Origin of the sequence: Rhodococcus sp. JS3073 (assembly GCF_026810085.1) — a bacterium.
Taxonomy (GTDB): domain Bacteria; phylum Actinomycetota; class Actinomycetes; order Mycobacteriales; family Mycobacteriaceae; genus Rhodococcus_F; species Rhodococcus_F wratislaviensis.
The window spans coordinates 626,424-643,004 of record NZ_CP113952.1 but is presented as its reverse complement, the minus strand read 5'-3'; the positions used below and the strand labels follow the sequence as shown (position 1 = coordinate 643,004).

Below are 16,581 nucleotides of genomic sequence, written 5' to 3'. Positions count from 1 at the left end.
AACTCACGCATCCTCGATGCGTTTTCCCGGCACAGGTCGCTGACGGTACCGGACGAGAGTTGAGCGTCATTCGTGACGCTCCCTTGTCCATGCCGTTTTGAAAAAGCGAGGTGCCGATGAATTCGCCGACCTACCCACTAAGCACGCTGCGAGATGCCGCGGTTGGTCGCGCGACTTCATTCTTGATGTTGCCCTCGACCTCGCCGAGAGATGGCTGGTGGTACCAAGTCATCTCGCGGCGAATCTCTTCCAACGCAAGCACCCACGAGTTCGTACCTGAACTGACCTACACCGGTCTACGCAGGGGTCTGCGGGGGCCGGTTTCGAGCACGAACGTAGGCTGCTCGCAGGTCATCGACCGTAATGTTCAGCGCGGCAGCGATTCGTGCTGTCACACCGGGGTCCTCCGGCCAGGTCTCACCACGTTCAAGTCGTCCGAGCTTCGCGACGTTGATTCCTGCGGCATCGGCAAGCTCGAATTGAGTCAACTTGGCCAACGTCCGCCAGTCACCGGGAAATCGTTCGTCATGTGGCACCGAGACCACGGTCCCCAAATCTTCGACCTCGAGCACTCGGAGCACGGTGCGCAGCGAATCGATCTGGGGGGTGCCACCGCCGTTTTCCCATCGCCGGAGCGTCGTCTCTCCCACGTCCGACTTGCGGGCGAGGTCGGATATGGACATACCAGCAGTCTCACGCGCAGCAGTCAACGCAGATGGCACAAAGCCGCGCGTCACACGCCGAGTCAACTTCGACCGCCGACGTTCTTCCCTCTCATAAGCGGTCACGATGCCTCGCTTCTGTTGACATCCGCACATACGGCGGATTTAAATGGCGGATATAGATTATGGTGTACATGCATCCTCCCACGATCCAGCACCGACTCAGAACGGACGCCATGACCTAACAGAGGGAAACCCCCGCCCGGTTGCAGCCGGACGGGGGCCGTACCGAACAGGGTTGCAGCCCTGATCAGCGTGCTTCTTCAGCTAGCAGAACTGGAGGTCTGCCAATGGAAACGATAGGCGTCGTCGACGGGGGTGTCGACGAAACAGATGTGTTGGATTGGTCGAACCATCAAATCCGAAGGTTCATCCAAGCCCACGACTCGATGTGCGCATGCCTAGCAAGTTCAGGGCGGTGCGCGAGTTACCGAGCAGCTCTCGAAGAGGCATTCTTTCGCCGGATCGGCTCAAACCGTCCCGATCGCGTCGACAGGTCTAAAGCCGCTGATGACCGTCTCCCCTGCACCCACAATGCCCGCGGATGGGACACCGACATCGCCAGCACAGGCCAACTGTTGGCCGCCATTGACGCGTGCAAGAGTTGCCCGTTCTTCGTGACCTGCGAGGAACAGGCGCAGGAAGGCCCGGCACGATCGATGGTGTGGGCCGCGGTGGCTTACGACCGCGACGGTGAGCCGATCGGAATCTCTGGGCTGTCCGCGTGGGTGCGAACGCGGGACGGCATCCGGCTGCGCGACCAGAAGCAGACGTCGCCGGTCACCGCACTACCTGTACCGCACACGATGTCGGCGCCAGCGGGGCGGGCATCTTGACGGCGCCGCAGATCTACCCCATCCGCCTCCACGAGGCCACAGATGTCGAACTCTTGGCGTCGAATATGGTTGAGGGTCCCCATCCGGTCACCTTCGATGCGAAGTGTGACTGCTTGCACTGCCCGCGGTTGGAGGCCTGTCGCGCGGATGTCGCGACGGTGACGTCCGCTGGGGACAGGCCGCATTCCATGATCTGGGCGGGTTTCGTGTGCCGGCACGAGGGAACGGTGATCGCGACCGATCGTGAGCTCCGGGTGTACTGCAACCGCGTCGAAGGGCAACGAGCAGTCGAGCGGGGGGGCGGCGGCATGATCAGCCTTTCCGACCGCGTCCTGCTCATGGCGACCGGCGAGATCGAGTGCCCCGGCACCGAGGGCCTTCCTTCCCTGCGTTGGAACTGGCTCGCTGACCTGTACTCCCACCCGGTGTGGGGTCTGGTCACTATTCCCGGCTTCTCCGTATCCGTGGGATGCGAGATCTCTATGTTGTGCCGCGATATGCCGACCGGCACGGTCAACTCCCTTGCTACCCGATGGGATGCGGTGGACCGGCTCGGGGCGATCGGCGCCAGCCGCGCTCAGTCGGCGGCGCTCTACGCCTGGTCCGCGGTCGCCGATACCACCGTCGATGCTCATGACTACCTGAGTGGCCATCAGTTCAGTGGTGCGGAAGCTGTCGCCGCCGCGTTCTGGGCGCACCTCGCCGCCAAACCGGGCTCTGTCGCCGAGACGTGCATCGCCGCGGCCATCGAGGCCTGGGATTCACGACTGCACCGTCCCTCGACGAGAGGGGCAGTCGCATGAGGGGGCTTACCGCCACCGACCGTCACGGGCGAACGTGGGACCTCATCGCGATAGAGAGCGTCATCTGCGCACTCCTCGTCACCGACACCAGGACGCCGACCGTGATGTCCGCTCCGGATCTCATCGACACGCACGGCCCAATCCGCCTCGCACCGGACAGGTGTCGTCTCAGCCCGGGATCACGCGACGCGCTCGTAGATGTCGTCGACCTCGTCGCATCGGAGCCCGAAACAGCCACGATTGAGCAGATCCGTGAGGTCGCCGCCGCGGCGCACCTGTTGCTCGGTGTGAAGCCGGCACCGCGGTCGGCGTAACCGGTACGGCTGCGGCCACAACCACCCTTCACCGATCCCTTTCAGCGGACCCGCGCGAACCTCCACAGTTCGCGGTGACCGCGCTGGTGGATCGGCTTCCACCCACGCCCACAGCGAGGCGATGCCCCTGACCGCGTAACCATCGCGCTACCCCGATAACCCAAATTTCAAAGCGCAGACCTCAGAAACGCGAAAACCCCCTTGTTGGGCGTGGTTTCAGATTACGAACCGCTCCGCGGCATGTTGTTGAGGAGGACTTGCCGGTCCTCCTCAACCAAGAGGGTGAAGGCCTTGTCGAACCGTCACATTCTCTGAGGGTGAGTACCGGAAGTTACCCGCTTCCGACACTCGTACTGCATTCCCCGAAGGGACTTACCTGTGGCAGGTACGTCTGATGCTAACGCATGCGCTGAATCAGCACCTAAACAACCCATTTCGCCCACCAACATCCGGTCATCCGTCCACGGCGGTACGCACATTCCGCAGGCGGCAGAAGTCGACACCTGGGAAGCCACCGTCCACGCCGCCACCCAAGCCATCAACCAACTCCACCAGTACAACCACGACACCGGGCAACGCGGCCACTCCTTCACCCTCCCCACCACACCCGGACGCGAAGCCACCATCCCCGTCTGGTCCGGCCGCACCGAATGGCTCCGCCAACTCCGCCACTACATCACCCACACCACCACCGGCCAAGCCGCACTCACCACCCACAGCATCAGCATCGAACGCCTGATGGCCGTCGCCACCGCCCACGCCCAGTTCGCAGATTCCACCACCGGCCGCGGTGTCACCGCATCCCGGCAACTCATCGCCCACCACGCCGGCGTCTCACTCTCCGTGATCAACCGCGCCCGCCGCGTCCTCAAAACCCTCCAGATGGGCGTCGAACTCGAACGCGGCCGCACCCTCCGCACCCACGAATACATGGCCGCCGAACTCCACCACGGCGGCCAACAACACCAAGCCGCATCCGTCTGGGCACTCAGCTCCCCAAAACAAATCGTCGACGCCACTCCCCCACCCCCACAACGACCACCGCGTCCCCGCCGCACCCGCGCCACCCGACGCCTCGCACGCCACCGCACCCGGCCCCAACAACCCAACGCCGCGAACCATCCCCAGGCCACGACCGCTGACACCCTATCCCCCAGTACTTCCGTTCCTTCACATAATCTTTCGTTACGAAGTACTCACCAACGCGCACACGCGCGGCCCACCACATCCACCCCACAACCCCGACCCTTCCACCTCCAACGAGCCGCCGCCGCCCTCGCCTCCCGCTCCCCCGGACTCACCCACCGCCATATCGGCAACATCTGCGACACCATCCAGGCCGCCGGCATCGACACCACCCACTGGACCGGCCACGACATCGCAAACACCCTCGACCGCGACACCCGAGAACGTGGCTGGACCTGGCCCACAGCAGACCGGATCAGCTCACCGGTCGCCCTCCTCCGCTGGCGCCTCACCCACATCGACTGGACCGGTCCCTCCCCCAGCCAGCACCGCACCGCAGCCGACGCCCGCCTCCGCGGCGAACAACAAGCCCGCCACACCGCCATCCACCATCGCAACGCCACGCAAGCAACCCAGGAGCAGCGGGAAACCACCCTCGCACAGATCCGCCGAACCCTGCGTCACACCACACATCGTCGAATTGATCTCCAATGAGCCATCCAGAGGGACGTCCACCAAATTCCCCGGCATTCGTCCACTGCTGTCGAGCCGCCGCACCTCAGGTGACCGACCGAGTGTTATTGCTGTGGGACAACACCGGACGCGACATGGCGAACACCCCTTTCGACGTTATGGCAGCGGACCACAATTGCGGTTAGGCATGGTCTAGGCAGCTGCCCACGCCTCACGGCGTCCGCCCAACCGTTGGAGTGCGTCGGCGGGGTGCGGCGCAGTATGGATACGGTGTCAGCCATGACTGACTGGGTGCAGGAAGCGCAGGACCTCACCGACCAGGTGCTGCGCCCCGCGGCGACAGAGGTCGACAGGTCTGGGAAGATCCCGCCATCCCACTTCGACGCACTACGCGACCGGGGCTTCTACGGCCTCGCCTTCGCTCCCACAGATCCCGTCCACACCCTCGCCGACGTCGGCGAAATCCTCGTCAGCGGGTGCCTGGCGACCGCATTCGTCTGGGCACAACACCACGGCACCCTCCTCCGAATGATGATGTCGAGGAACAACACCCTCAAAGCCCGCTATCTCGCCGACCTGCGCAGCGGCGCCGTCACCGCCGGGGTCTCCGGCAGCGGCTACGCCAACCCGGAGAACCCCCTCATCATTGCCACCGAAACAGACGATGGATACACCATTGCCGGGCAGGCACCGTTCGTGACCGGATGGGGCCTCGTCGACGTCCTCGGGGTCACCGCATACGACCGCCGAGCACAGAAGACCGTCACATTCCTCATGGACGCAACCGACGGCCCTAACATCCACGCGAACCGAATCTCCCTGTCCGCGGCCGACGCCTCCCACACCGTCGAACTGACCTTCGACGAACACCACGTCCCCCACGCCTCGGTCATCCACGTCCGAAAGGCTCGTCGCGGCGGACTCAGCCTGGCGGACCGACTGGTTCTCCGGCTCAACGGCTCCCTCGCCCTCGGCGTGGCACGAGCATGCCTGACCGAAGCCGACCACACCGGACACCCCACCCCGCAACTTTGGGAAACACACACCACCATCCGCGAGGCCCTCAATAACGCGGCCACCGGCGACGGGGACATCCATGACGCCCGCGCCCACGCCAGCCAATTCACCGTCACCGCCGCCACCTACGTCGCCACCGCCGCAGGGAGCCGATCCGTCCAACGCGGCGAACCCACCGAGAGGCTGATCCGGGAAGCCGCCTTCAGCATGGTCTGCACCACCACCCCGGAAATCAGGTCACGCATCCTGACCACACGCCACCCCTAGTGGAACCGCCGGACCGAGACGCATGACGGCGATCCCAGACCCCGACTTCTCGCACCCTCAGTCCCATCGCACGCCTCCCCGTCTCGCTCCACCGGAACCGGCGATCGAGCGGACCGACCCGCCCTTCTGATCAGTCAGCAGAACAGCGCCCGAACCAGAAGAATCGTCGGCCAGGTCGCCGCCCACCGTGATGCACGGTGCATCACCCACCCCCGCCGCGAGTCCCATCTACCCCGGGACGACCCCTTCGCGGTAAGGCGACTTGGCGAGTCTCGGCCAGTTACCCTTTGAGCCCTCGAACCATGCGTGGAGCACCGCGCGCAGGGATAGTTCGAGAGCAGCTCAGCTAGGCGGCTCGCAGCGGAGGCAGGAGTCAGCAAAAACTCGGCGGGTCGTATCCCGGAATGCCAAGTCTCGACCCGACGGGATACGGCCCGCACACTCCACGTTAAACCGCCTCCGGACTGACCTCAACGGCCAGTTGGGGGCGGCTTTTTGTCGTTTAGGGGACCTTCACCGCACCCGGCGGCGTGGCCTCGAAGGAAGAACCGACGATCGTCGGCGGGATTCGGGCGGACCTTCCGACAACAGGAACCCGACAGCGCCTGTAGCTATCAGCTACACTTGTAGCAACTAGCTACAACACCCGGGAGTGAAGTGATGCACAGCACTGGAGACAAGGTCACTCGCCTGGCAGCGGACCTGGTGGCCAGCGCCATGGCCGAGGGAGAACGGCAACACCGCACCGGACGCCAGCAACTCGAACACTGGGCCCGGGTGGGACGTGCGGTCTCGAGCCGGCAGACCGCAGCCCGGCGCCGAGTAGAAGACGCTCTAGCCGGCCGGTTGCCGATCGGTGAACTCGGACCCGAAGAAGGCACAGTGTTCAACGCCGAGATCAACGCGGCGATCGAGGAACAACTGGCCACCACCGATTACGGTGCCGCGCTCGCGGCCCAGGGAGTCACCACGGTCGCGCTGTCCGAGGACGGTCAGATCATCGAGTACCGTCCCGACGGCACGCGCACAGTCCTGCCCGAGTGAAACGACTCGACCTGGTGGTCGGTTGCAACGGCGCCGGCAAGTCCACCTTCGTGGCCTTCACTCTCGCTCCACTGCTTCCGGCCAGCCCGTTCGTCAATGCCGACGAGATCGCCAAACAACGATGGCCGGCGAATCCGGCTGCACACTCCTATGAGGCCGCGGAGATCGCCGCGAAGACCCGGGCACACCTGCTGACCCTGGGGAAATCGTTCATCGCCGAGACGGTGTTCTCCCATCGGTCGAAGCTGGAGCTGATCGACGAAGCACGCACACACGACTACACCGTCATCTTGCATGTGCTGATGATTCCCGAGGAGCTAGCGGTCCAGCGTGTGCGCTACCGGGTGCGCGCCGGCGGACACGATGTGCCCGAAGACAAGATCCGCCAGCGATACCACAGATTGTGGGGTCTGCTCGCTCAGGCGTTCCCACGGTGCGATCACGTGAGCGTGTACGACAACAGCGCGAGCACCGGCCCGCGCATCGTCGCCCAGTTCACCGACGGACACCTCGTCGGCGAAGCCACCTGGCCCGCATGGACACCCGCAGAACTGACCTCGCACACCAGCCGCGGCGAGCAACCATAGGCGCAGTCAACAGCCTGGCGGATCCGAACACCCAGAACATGAGGAACCAACAGGCACGGCCACCGACCACGACGCACCGAAAGTCACCGACTCCGACGAGACGGACACCTCCCTCGAACAGCTCACCGCCAGCCGAAGGACACCCAGTCCCCCATCGTGGACGTCAAGGACACCGACACCGCGCTGGAATGGGGTCTGGTCGACGAAACCAGCTAGACGACCCGGTCCCCCGCGTTGGCGGATTCACCCCACCAGTGGCCGGCCGGTCCTCAGGATTGGTAGCCGACCGACCTGTGTTGCTGGATGTGATTGGCGGAGACGCGCACGGCCGCGGACATGCAATGGCCGCAGACGCAGTCGCAACTATCGACAAAGTCTGCGGGCATAACCAGAGAGGCTGTTGGTTGGAAGCCGCGCCAAGCGGGTCTCGGAGCGCGGTCTTGCTGAACATAAGACGGTCGCGCGCTACCGACGTTTGGTGGTGGTCGGTGCAGATCATTACTGGTGGGTGCAGAGCGTCATGAGGCGCGTTTTCATGCGGGTCTCAATGCGACTGGCATGCCCGGATACGACCACGCTCCAAGCGTCGGTACCGCCACCACCATCCAAATGACGGAGATCTATGAGGCTGGACTACAGCGGGGCCGCCAGATCGGCGAGCGGCGATCTGCCGCCGACGGGGCATGTGCTCGCGAGACGATCAATTCGGCGATTCTTGACGGGGTTGTCGGCGGTTGACGTTCCCCGTGCAAGCTCGAACTAGGACCGAAGGACCTTGTCGGTGCCCCACGCAAGAATCTGTCCATGACATCTGAAGCGTCTGTCTCGGCCGAGAATCGGACCAAAGCGAAAGTGAGTGCTGTGCGTAGGTGCATCCCGATCGTAGATCTACTGTTGGGCGGGGTGGTGCTGACCGCTTCCGCAATTCTGTCCACATCGTTCGCAGTCCGCGATGGACAGGCCTCGGAGCGTTAGATATTCACTGCAATGACGGTCGTCTCGGTACTGGCACTCGGCGGTGCTGTGGTGTTCTCCGAGAACGTGTGGGTTCGGCGATCGTCAGTAGCAGCACTCGGTCTGATCGGAACACTCGGCGCGATCGCCAATAACTTGCTGCTGGAGCCGCGAGAGGACCTCGCCTCCCCGCACCCTGATGTCGTAGGTTGGATGATGTTCGGAACGATCGCGCTGGCTGGTCCGGCGACGGCCCAATTGGTCTCGCTGGTCTATCGCGCCACCAGTGAATCCACCACCGACCGAAACGGCACCACCCTTTCCGAGGTCGCGCCCTCCCGGTGAGCCACCGACTATCCTCGTTCGCACACGAGCGGTGGGCTGGTTGGTCGATGGCTCGTCTGCGACCGATACCGACTTCTTCATCGATCCGTACACTTCAGCCCAGGAGACAACGCTTAGTTTGCATCACCACGGCGGAGATCGAGTCTCGCATCGTCTACCGCACCCAATTCCTAGATGGACCTCCATGCCGAGTCACATGATCCGGCACCCACACTCCGACCGGGTCAGACCTTCCCGACAGTCGAAGCACGCTGCCTATGCACTGTCAGTCTCAACGCCGGCGCCTACTTCCCGACCCGCTAGTGACGTCACTCGCCACCTTCGGGTTGTGACCTATGCGACCGGAGGTTACCGACGGGCCGCTCGGTGTGCGTGCAGTAGCGGCGAGGCGTCACACAAAACCCTGGAAATGATGTCCTAGATCTACTCCCCGGCCAACCGCTTCTCCGATTGCCCGCAGCTGCGGGATCGCGCCGACACCATCGAGTTTGCGGATCTGTTCCTGTTCGCGAACAGATGTGATGCCAGCGCGGTGTAGGGCTTCGCTGGATAGATCTGCGTCGTACCGCAGGTAGGTGAACAAACTTTCTCCAGCTACGCTGGCACAATTGAGCCTGTCACCCACCTCGCTATCTATCGGTCGACCAGTGAGGCACCGGCCTAGGGATCGGCAGATGAGGTCTTGGCCGACCGCGGCGCCACGCATCAACACTGCGGGAAGGTTTTTGGCGTTGAAAAGTAGGTGGACATTCTTAGCGCGAAGTCCAGTGTGGACTGCAGCGGCCGATCCGGTGCCGACTGACACGATCAGCATATTCTGTTGTCCAACTGGCCATTGCAATCCGTACTCCGGAAGGGTGGCCATTAAGAACATTAGTAGTGCCGGGTTGTTGAACGGCGTCAGTCCCCCGTCCTGGAACACGAAGTCATCTGTGCCGATCCGCAAACTTTCCGGCGAAAAATACACTGGTGCAGCAGCACTTCCGCGGATCAGCTTCGTGAGCGGGAGATCGAGATTTCGGTCGGGCGCTGGCTTGAGGTATCGCTCGGCGCGATTGTACCGCGCCTTGGAGCAGTTACTCAGTGGCCACGCCGAATCGGAGACAGTGTTATGGAGGACCACCAGCAATAGTGATCGGAACTCTGGGTCGCCCAGTGTGAGGCCAGCACCGAAGAAGTCGTCGAGTTCACTCGTCAGCCTGCTGTCGCGATAGATCGAGCGAAGCCACATCGGAAACAGCCTTCGCTTGAATACCTTTGAGCCGAGAGTTTCGTACCTATCTTGTATTTCGCCGACCGACTTGCCGCGCGCAAGCGCAGCGGCGATGATCGCACCCGTACTGGTTCCGCCGATGTAATCGAAGTAGTCACTGAGCACGAGATTGCAACCCCGATGCTCACGAAGCTCAGTTTCGATACTTCTCAGTATCTCGAGGGTGAGTGTGCCGCGGATGCCGCCGCCGTCGAGGGCAAGAAGCCTCTTTGGACCGGGCATGGTCTGCCTAGCTTCGTAGCGGCGGGCCGTCGGATCGATGACTCGGACGCGGGGGTCAGGTCCGGTATACCCGAGTCGGTGGACAAAATCATGTGTGCCACCGCGGCCATCTCCGTGCTGGCCATCCCACACCAGAAGCGCGTGTGGCCGCGGATCGAGCATACGTGCCCGTTCAATGATCCGAATGTTGGTTGCGGCGTAAACGTCGTAGCCTTGTGGAATCCCGCCGAAGTTGACAACTTCGACATCAGCGCGTGCCAGAAGCGACCTGAACCGTTGTTGCCATTGGGTGTCAGGAATCGTGACGGAGTGTTGCTCAAATTCAGTCGCAGGTAGGGCGAGGCAGAGCACCAGATGAGCCCCGCGGGCGAGTCCTGCTTCCGCGGCAATGATGTCCGTGCCCCGCGCACCGCCGGTGATCACGGTGGTCGACGGCCCCACGCCCCACATTTCGAAGGTGTCATCGACCTCAGCTGCGACTCGCTCAACCTCTTGAGGCGGAAATCGCGGTCGGGACCGATCTGGGGTGTCTACCATGTGGCCGCTGACAACTACCACAGTTGGCATGTCAGGCATCACGGTCCGTACTCGTCGACGCGCCCGGATCCGCCGCGTGCTTGGCTACTGATGGTGGTCTGTCCATCGGTGTGGGTGGGGATATCAGTTCCACAAGTCGGTCGAGAACGGAGTTCAGCTCCGCACGAATCTCGGGATCGACTTGTTGAGCGGTATCGATCTGCAGATCGCCGATCGTCGCCTCCAATTGCCAAGCTCCGGGTCCGTCTGCTTCGAACTGCGACGTCAGCTTTCGTGCCCCGATGAGATCGCCATTAAAGAACGCGATACCCAACATCGCGGACTTGGTCCACTCGTCCTCTGCGCCCAATTTATCTGCGCGCCTGCATGCTTCGGTCGTGATTATTGCTGCTTCCTCGGCGCGTTTCAGATCGCCCTGCATACCGCGCTCACGATATAGGCGTGGAAGATTGGATGCAGGGTAATAGTTGTTCAGATCGAGCAACATGCCGTTTTCGTAACTATCAATAGCCTTGGCGAGATAGTGACGCCGATGCTTGGGTGTAACCGCTGCCCGCAAGAGCTGCTTGTATCGGCCGCCCAGGAGGCCGTAACGTTCCGAAGTGGCGCCGTGCGTGGAGATGAACTGCTCAATGGCGGCCGCGGCGGCCGACACATCGCCCTTTTTCGCAAGCGCAAGTGCGCGTTGCTCAGCGACTATCGGATGGTGGACAAGTCGGGCGGGCAAGTTCCTGATGTAATTCAGTTCAAATGCCCAGTCTTTTCGCTCCTGTGCGGTCTCACACAGCAGCCTCAACAGTTGGAGGGCAACAGCGTCGCGCACGGCTGGTTCGTAACCGTATCGCTCCGCGACTGCGCGTGCCGCCGTGGCACGATCCGGCGCCGGAAGGCTGCGGACCTCCCGCACGTCGGCATCGAAGGCGAACAGCTGATCGACTGTGGCACGAAAGGCGGACATCTGGCTTAGATTGATGTGGTCAGGATAGCCGGTGACTGCGTCGAACACGGGGGACGTGCTGTCAACGAAGCGCTTGAGTTCCTTAATGAGCTTGGTCCGGGCTTCCTTGGCGACATGCTCGGGGATGGACCCGTCGGTGAGCGGGAACCGCAACTGAGTCATTTGTGCGAGGTCAAACATCGGCCTAGCCCAATCCGCCGCGAGGAGAACGCAACCGCGCTGCTGTGCTGCATGTCGCACACCCACCTCGTAGTAGACGTTGGCATTCGGAAGAGTGAGGTCAGCGACAACCAGATCGGCTATCGTGAGCCGCTGAATCATCTCGGTGATAATCAGGGCCCCCAGGTCGCGGTCCGCCCTTACCGCCTCGTAACCGATCTCTCCAAGTACCGGCAGGTACACCCTCTCCCACAGTGCGTCGAAGTCCACTGAGCCGGGGACGTGCAGTTCGGCCCGATCAACTGACTTCACTCCGAAGGGCATCACCATGAACGCGATTGGTTTCGGCATCACCGACGCCTTTCAGGATTCCGCCACGGCTACCCGTAATTCTTCATCCAATCCTCTATTCCAGAGTAGTTGGGGCGGCGGGCAAATGCCACTGGTCGACCCTCGTCCTACATCCCGTGCCGGGACTTACCCTCAAGGTGCTCTGGCGGACTGTCTTGCGCGCCTTGCGAACCATCTATGGTCTGTCTGCGCCCCCGGATACGAGTAGTCCCGTCGGAGTCATCATTCGTCGGGCGGGATTGGTAGACCGCGACAAACCTCTGCATAGTCAATGCTCGGAGAGACCCATTCGTCCCACTGCTGGCGGCTCATATTGCTATTGAGCTTCCCACACAGAGCTCCATTGACATCTGATGGTGTCGCCCAGAATCGCAGGAGTCCGTCCCAACTCGCAGAAACAATCTGTCGATCGTCGGGGCTAAACGAGACACTTCGGACCAAACCTTGAGCGCCCACAAACGGCTGACCCACCGCCTCGTAGGTGTCGGCATCCCAGAGCCGCACTTCATTGTCACTCCCCGATGCAATCCACCGGCCGTCGTGTGCGAAGGCGACGCTCCACACCATATTGTTATCACCCTCGATTTCAGCGACCTTCTGCTGGCTGTCTGCATCCCACACGCGGAGTGCTGAGTCATAGCTCCCGGAGACAATGCGATGGCCGTCGGGACTGAAAGCGACGCCATATACCTCATACATCCCTGACTCAGTCATTGGATTGCCGAATGAGGATAGGTTGTTGGCACTCCACATTTTGATAGAGAAATCCCAGCTACCGGAAACTATCTGTTGGCCGTTCGGACTGAATGCAACACTCCTGACTACCCCCGCATGTCCGTATATCGCACCGATCGGCCGGCCGGTTACCTCCCACAGACGTATTGCGCCGTCGCTGCCGCCCGACACGATCCGGGAACCGTCGTCATTGAACGCGACACTTTGCACCCAGTGCGGTTCGGTGGGCGGCGGCGGTGGGCGCGTCGGCGGTGCGCCAACTGGGGGGACCATCGGCAACACCACTGCTTGGCGGGTAGTCACGTCCCACAACCTCACTGCACCATCTTTTCCGGCGGAGACGAGACGCTTCCCATCCGGGCTGTAAGAGACGCTGAGTACTGCGTTCTCGCCACCACTCGGATCCCCGAATGGTGAACTAATCGGTTTGGCGGACTTCGCATCCCACGTTCGCACCGTGCCGTCCTCGCCGGCCGAAGCGACTTGCTGACCATCCGGACCGTAGGCGACAGCGTGGATCGAGCCCTGGCTCGTCTGGATCGGTGTGGCGGCGATCGGATCCCATACGTGCACCGTACCGTCCCTACTGCCTGACACGATCTGGCGGCTGTTCGGGCTGAACGCGACGCCCATCACCGCACCACTGTTGATGATTGTCGGATCCCCAATCTCTTGGCGCGTTGCTAGGTCCCATATCTGAACTGCGCTGGCGCCACCGCCGGAGATGATTTGGCTTCCATCGGGGCTGAACGCGATGCTGTTCAGCACGCCGCCTACCGTTGCAAACGTCTGGTCCACTGGAAGGCCGTTCGCATCCCATATCCGAATAGTGCCGTCGAGGTCGCCGGAGGCGATGCGATCGCCGGCAGGATTGTACGCGACGCTCAACACCTTCGTGCCGGTCCGTGCCTCACCGACCTGCCGACCGCTGGTGTCCCAGACCCGAAGATTGCCGTCTTCATCACCGGAAGCGATGCGATCACCGGCGGGGTTGAATGCGACGCTTCGGACAATTCCTCCGCCGTCCCTGATCGGTTCGATAGCCGGTCGGCCGCTCGACGTCTCCCACAGCCGAATTGTGGAATCCTCTCCGCCGGAGACAATGAGCCGACTGTCACTGCTGACGTCGACGCTATGTACCGCCTCATCGTGCTTCATCGGCGCCCCGATCGGATCGCCAGTCTTGGCATCCCACAGCCGCACGTTCCGGTCCCCGCCGCCGGTTACAATCCACTTGCCGTTCGGGCTAAATGCAATGCCGCGCACCGGGTACTTCTCGTGGTGCAGCTCACCTACCTGCTGACCGCTGCCAGCATTCCAGAGGTACACAGTGGCGTTGTCGCTGCCCGAGGCGATCTGTTGACTATCGGGGCTTACAGCCACTGCATCAACGGGTGAAGGAGTCTCGATGACCCGGACTTGGTCACGCCGTCCATTCACCAGGTCATATGCTGCGCCGTCGATCCGAGCATTCACAAGAGCATCGCCATCTGCCCTCTCTCGCAGCTCCGTGGCTGCGAGAACTTGTTGCAGTGCCTGAACATCACTTCCCGACCGATCACCGGCGACAATCTGCTCGGCCTCGGAAATCAACCGCAGAGCGGTTGCCTGGTTTGTGCGCTCCTCTGCTTGGTTCCTAGCCTGTACAGCGCCTACCAACCCATACACGGCGACCAACGCAATTACCGCAGTGACCGCCAGTACAATTCTCAACGCTCGTGATCGCTTGCGGAGAACCACCGCGTGGCGTTGCGCCTCGGTGGCGAGGGCTTGGGCGGCATGCTCCCGGTCCCGCGCGGCCTGCAGCTCAATCTCTTGTCGACGTTTTTCCTCTTTTTGCCGCGCATCTTCACGCTGTCGCGACGCGCTAAGGTACTCGCGCGTCGATCTCAATCTGTCCTCGAAACCCACATGAGTTGCGAGTCTCTCGAATTCGCTAAGACGTTCCCCTTCGAGTAGCCACGCATCATGGCGATGGTTCGTTCGCCAGTCCGCGGCGGCACGCTCGAGGATGTCAGCGTCCTTTAGGTTCCGGCTTTCGGTTTGTAGCCATTCGGCAAGTTCACGCCATTGACGAAGCAAACTTTCCAAGGCGACCTCGAACACAGGCTGTCCGTTGCGAATATCCCTGACCAGCAACCGTTTCTCGACGAACGCGTCGATCAGGGTGGAGCTAGCCGGCGGCAGGTCGGACCCGCGGGCGAGGCGTCTCATCGGTTGGTCGTTGTCTGGGTTGATTGTGGCCAGCCACGGGATGAACGCATCGTGCAAGGTGTCGAGTTGAGCCTTCCGGGCAGCAGGGTCGGGATTGAGCAGGAGGTCGATCTCGGTCTGCACCACTCGTGGCATTCCACCCATCGTCTCGTACTCGGCCACGGTCAGATTCCCGTCATCGCCGAAGTCACAGTAGAGACGCTGCAAGGTGAGGGCCAGCAGCGGCAGGGTGTCCGCCCCCTCGGAACTGTCTTTCAGCAGGCGGTCGACCAGCGCTGGTTCGATTGTCAATCTTCGTCCGGCCTCGGTCGCGCGCCGGGCCGGGCCGGTGATGACCTCCTTGAACTCGGCCGGTGGCATCGACTTGAGTTCGTCGAACACCACACTTTGTACCGCGGCCAACTCCGGTGCTGTTTGTAGCGGCTCGTAGCGGTCGGCGCGGATGGTAACCGCAACAATCAACCCGGGGGCAGCCTCGGCGTCTTGGCGTAATAGTGCTGCCAGGATCTGCAGGAATCGTGGGGCTTGCGGTCCCGCATCGGCGCTAAAGAGTTCCTCACCCTGGTCGAGCGGCAAGATCAGCGTCGGCGCCGGTGCTTCCGGGGGCGCATCGAGCAGACGGGCGCGTGCCGCCTGTCGGGCTTCGGCGAACCACGCAAGCAGCCGGTCGACGTCGGATTCGAGGCAGGCAGCCTTGATCTCCCCCAACTGCGGCTGTAACAGCCCCAGGCCGGCGCGAAGACTATAGAGGGAATGGGCGAGCCCGAGCTCGCCGGTGAGTACGGCCCGTTCGGGGCGCACGATGTTCAGCGGCAAGAACGCGCGGTCGTCGCGACGCAGCCGGGGTAGCAAACCGGCCCGCAGAAACGACGACTTTCCAGTTCCCGAGGGGCCTAGAATTACCAGCAACGACTCCACACCGGAAACGCGCATACCCCGTACCGCGTCCAATCCGCGCAGAATCTGACCGTCCCTCCCGAAAAAGACCGCAGCATCGGCCTCATCTAGTGGTTCCCAACCCCGGTACGGAGCCCGTTCCGGGTCCGCCGGCGGCGGCCACGGAAAATACTCTGCTCCGATCCCCAACGCACGCAGCCCGTCAAGCAACCGGTGCAGACCATCGACCGTGAGTACCACCGGGTCCCCACCATCAACGACAATCTCGATGGTGGGGCCATCGCCGAACAGGTCGCAACGCTGCCAGTCGCCGGTGATACCAGTGTCCGGAACCGGCTCGAGCCGGGCGCATACGATCGCCTTGTTCAACGCTTCCGCGTACCGGAACTCGTACGTGCATTCACGCGAGGAGTGCCAGCTCGCGGAGAGCAGGCATATCACCGCCTCGCAGCGGTTGCTCGCCCGCTGCAACGCCTGCTTCCAACGCTCACCCGGCCGGATCCCGGTGTGCGGATCCAAATCCAGAAAGATCTCGCCAGCCAAACCCGGTTCCTGCTCGATCAGCCACCTTTTCACCGCGATAGCGGCTCGCGAATCCCGGCTCGAATGACTCAGAAAGACGCGCGACATACCATCACCCGCCAAACCCAAATGAGGCTACAACTTCCTGCGGGATCAACTGTCTCG

12 protein-coding genes and 1 pseudogene are annotated in these 16,581 nt (G+C 62.5%); 9 read left to right on the top strand and 4 right to left on the bottom strand.

The annotated features are described in order from the left end of the window. Positions 1–296: 296 nt before the first annotated feature. The gene (locus tag OYT95_RS40810; protein WP_255221405.1) at positions 297–788 is read right to left on the bottom strand and encodes a helix-turn-helix domain-containing protein; all 492 of its coding nucleotides are present in this window, start codon (positions 786–788) and stop codon (positions 297–299) included. Positions 789–1,300: 512 nt separating this feature from the next. On the opposite strand from OYT95_RS40810, the gene OYT95_RS40805 reads away from it, so the two are divergent. From OYT95_RS40805 to OYT95_RS40770, 9 genes and pseudogenes are all read left to right on the top strand, one after another. Beyond that, positions 1,301–1,558 carry a hypothetical protein gene (locus tag OYT95_RS40805; RefSeq protein ID WP_268793202.1) on the top strand — a complete coding sequence of 86 codons (258 nt, stop codon included), beginning with the start codon at positions 1,301–1,303 and terminating at the stop codon, positions 1,556–1,558. A gap of 158 nt (positions 1,559–1,716) precedes the next feature. Continuing rightward, a complete protein-coding gene (locus OYT95_RS40800; RefSeq protein WP_268793201.1) occupies positions 1,717–2,361 on the top strand; it encodes a hypothetical protein in 645 nt (214 codons plus the stop codon). Beyond that, complete coding sequence (locus OYT95_RS40795) at positions 2,358–2,675, top strand: hypothetical protein (RefSeq protein WP_268793200.1); 318 nt, start codon at positions 2,358–2,360, stop codon at positions 2,673–2,675. The genes OYT95_RS40800 and OYT95_RS40795 overlap by 4 nt, the downstream gene beginning before the upstream one ends. Before the next feature lie 378 nt (positions 2,676–3,053). After that, positions 3,054–4,355, top strand: a complete 1,302-nt coding sequence (locus tag OYT95_RS40790) for a Rep protein (RefSeq protein WP_268793199.1) — start codon at positions 3,054–3,056, stop codon at positions 4,353–4,355. Between the two features lie 258 nt (positions 4,356–4,613). Beyond that, a complete protein-coding gene (locus tag OYT95_RS40785) occupies positions 4,614–5,618 on the top strand; it encodes an acyl-CoA dehydrogenase family protein (RefSeq protein WP_268793198.1) in 1,005 nt (334 codons plus the stop codon). A gap of 660 nt (positions 5,619–6,278) precedes the next feature. Beyond that, positions 6,279–6,662 carry a TA system antitoxin ParD family protein gene (locus OYT95_RS40780; protein WP_268793153.1) on the top strand — a complete coding sequence of 128 codons (384 nt, stop codon included), beginning with the start codon at positions 6,279–6,281 and terminating at the stop codon, positions 6,660–6,662. Next, on the top strand, positions 6,659–7,249 hold the full coding sequence (locus OYT95_RS40775) for an AAA family ATPase (RefSeq protein ID WP_268793197.1): 591 nt from the start codon (positions 6,659–6,661) through the stop codon (positions 7,247–7,249). The genes OYT95_RS40780 and OYT95_RS40775 overlap by 4 nt, the downstream gene beginning before the upstream one ends. A gap of 58 nt (positions 7,250–7,307) precedes the next feature. After that, positions 7,308–7,432 (top strand): annotated as a pseudogene (locus OYT95_RS44570) (dUTPase); the annotation flags it as partial. 804 nt (positions 7,433–8,236) lie between these two features. Then, complete coding sequence (locus tag OYT95_RS40770) at positions 8,237–8,548, top strand: hypothetical protein (protein ID WP_268793196.1); 312 nt, start codon at positions 8,237–8,239, stop codon at positions 8,546–8,548. A gap of 391 nt (positions 8,549–8,939) precedes the next feature. On the opposite strand, the gene OYT95_RS40765 is transcribed toward OYT95_RS40770, so the two are convergent. The 3 genes from OYT95_RS40765 to OYT95_RS40755 all read right to left on the bottom strand — a co-directional run bounded on the left by OYT95_RS40765 (position 8,940) and on the right by OYT95_RS40755 (position 16,524). Continuing rightward, entirely contained in the window at positions 8,940–10,484 is a 1,545-nt protein-coding gene (locus tag OYT95_RS40765) for a patatin-like phospholipase family protein (protein WP_268793195.1), read from the bottom strand. 127 nt (positions 10,485–10,611) lie between these two features. Beyond that, positions 10,612–12,048: a tetratricopeptide repeat-containing protein gene (locus tag OYT95_RS40760; protein WP_268793194.1), complete on the bottom strand. Its 1,437-nt coding sequence runs from the start codon at positions 12,046–12,048 to the stop codon at positions 10,612–10,614. A 222-nt stretch (positions 12,049–12,270) separates the two neighbouring features. Continuing rightward, positions 12,271–16,524: an nSTAND1 domain-containing NTPase gene (locus OYT95_RS40755; RefSeq protein WP_268793193.1), complete on the bottom strand. Its 4,254-nt coding sequence runs from the start codon at positions 16,522–16,524 to the stop codon at positions 12,271–12,273. Positions 16,525–16,581: the final 57 nt, after the last annotated feature.

Coding starts and splice junctions, on each gene's coding strand:
- OYT95_RS40770 (WP_268793196.1), top strand. CDS start 8,237: ATGACGGTCGTCTCGGTACTGGCACTCGGCGGTGCTGTGGTGTTCTCC.
- OYT95_RS40755 (WP_268793193.1), bottom strand. CDS start 16,524: ATGTCGCGCGTCTTTCTGAGTCATTCGAGCCGGGATTCGCGAGCCGCT.
- OYT95_RS40780 (WP_268793153.1), top strand. CDS start 6,279: ATGCACAGCACTGGAGACAAGGTCACTCGCCTGGCAGCGGACCTGGTG.
- OYT95_RS40785 (WP_268793198.1), top strand. CDS start 4,614: ATGACTGACTGGGTGCAGGAAGCGCAGGACCTCACCGACCAGGTGCTG.
- OYT95_RS40760 (WP_268793194.1), bottom strand. CDS start 12,048: ATGCCGAAACCAATCGCGTTCATGGTGATGCCCTTCGGAGTGAAGTCA.
- OYT95_RS40795 (WP_268793200.1), top strand. CDS start 2,358: ATGAGGGGGCTTACCGCCACCGACCGTCACGGGCGAACGTGGGACCTC.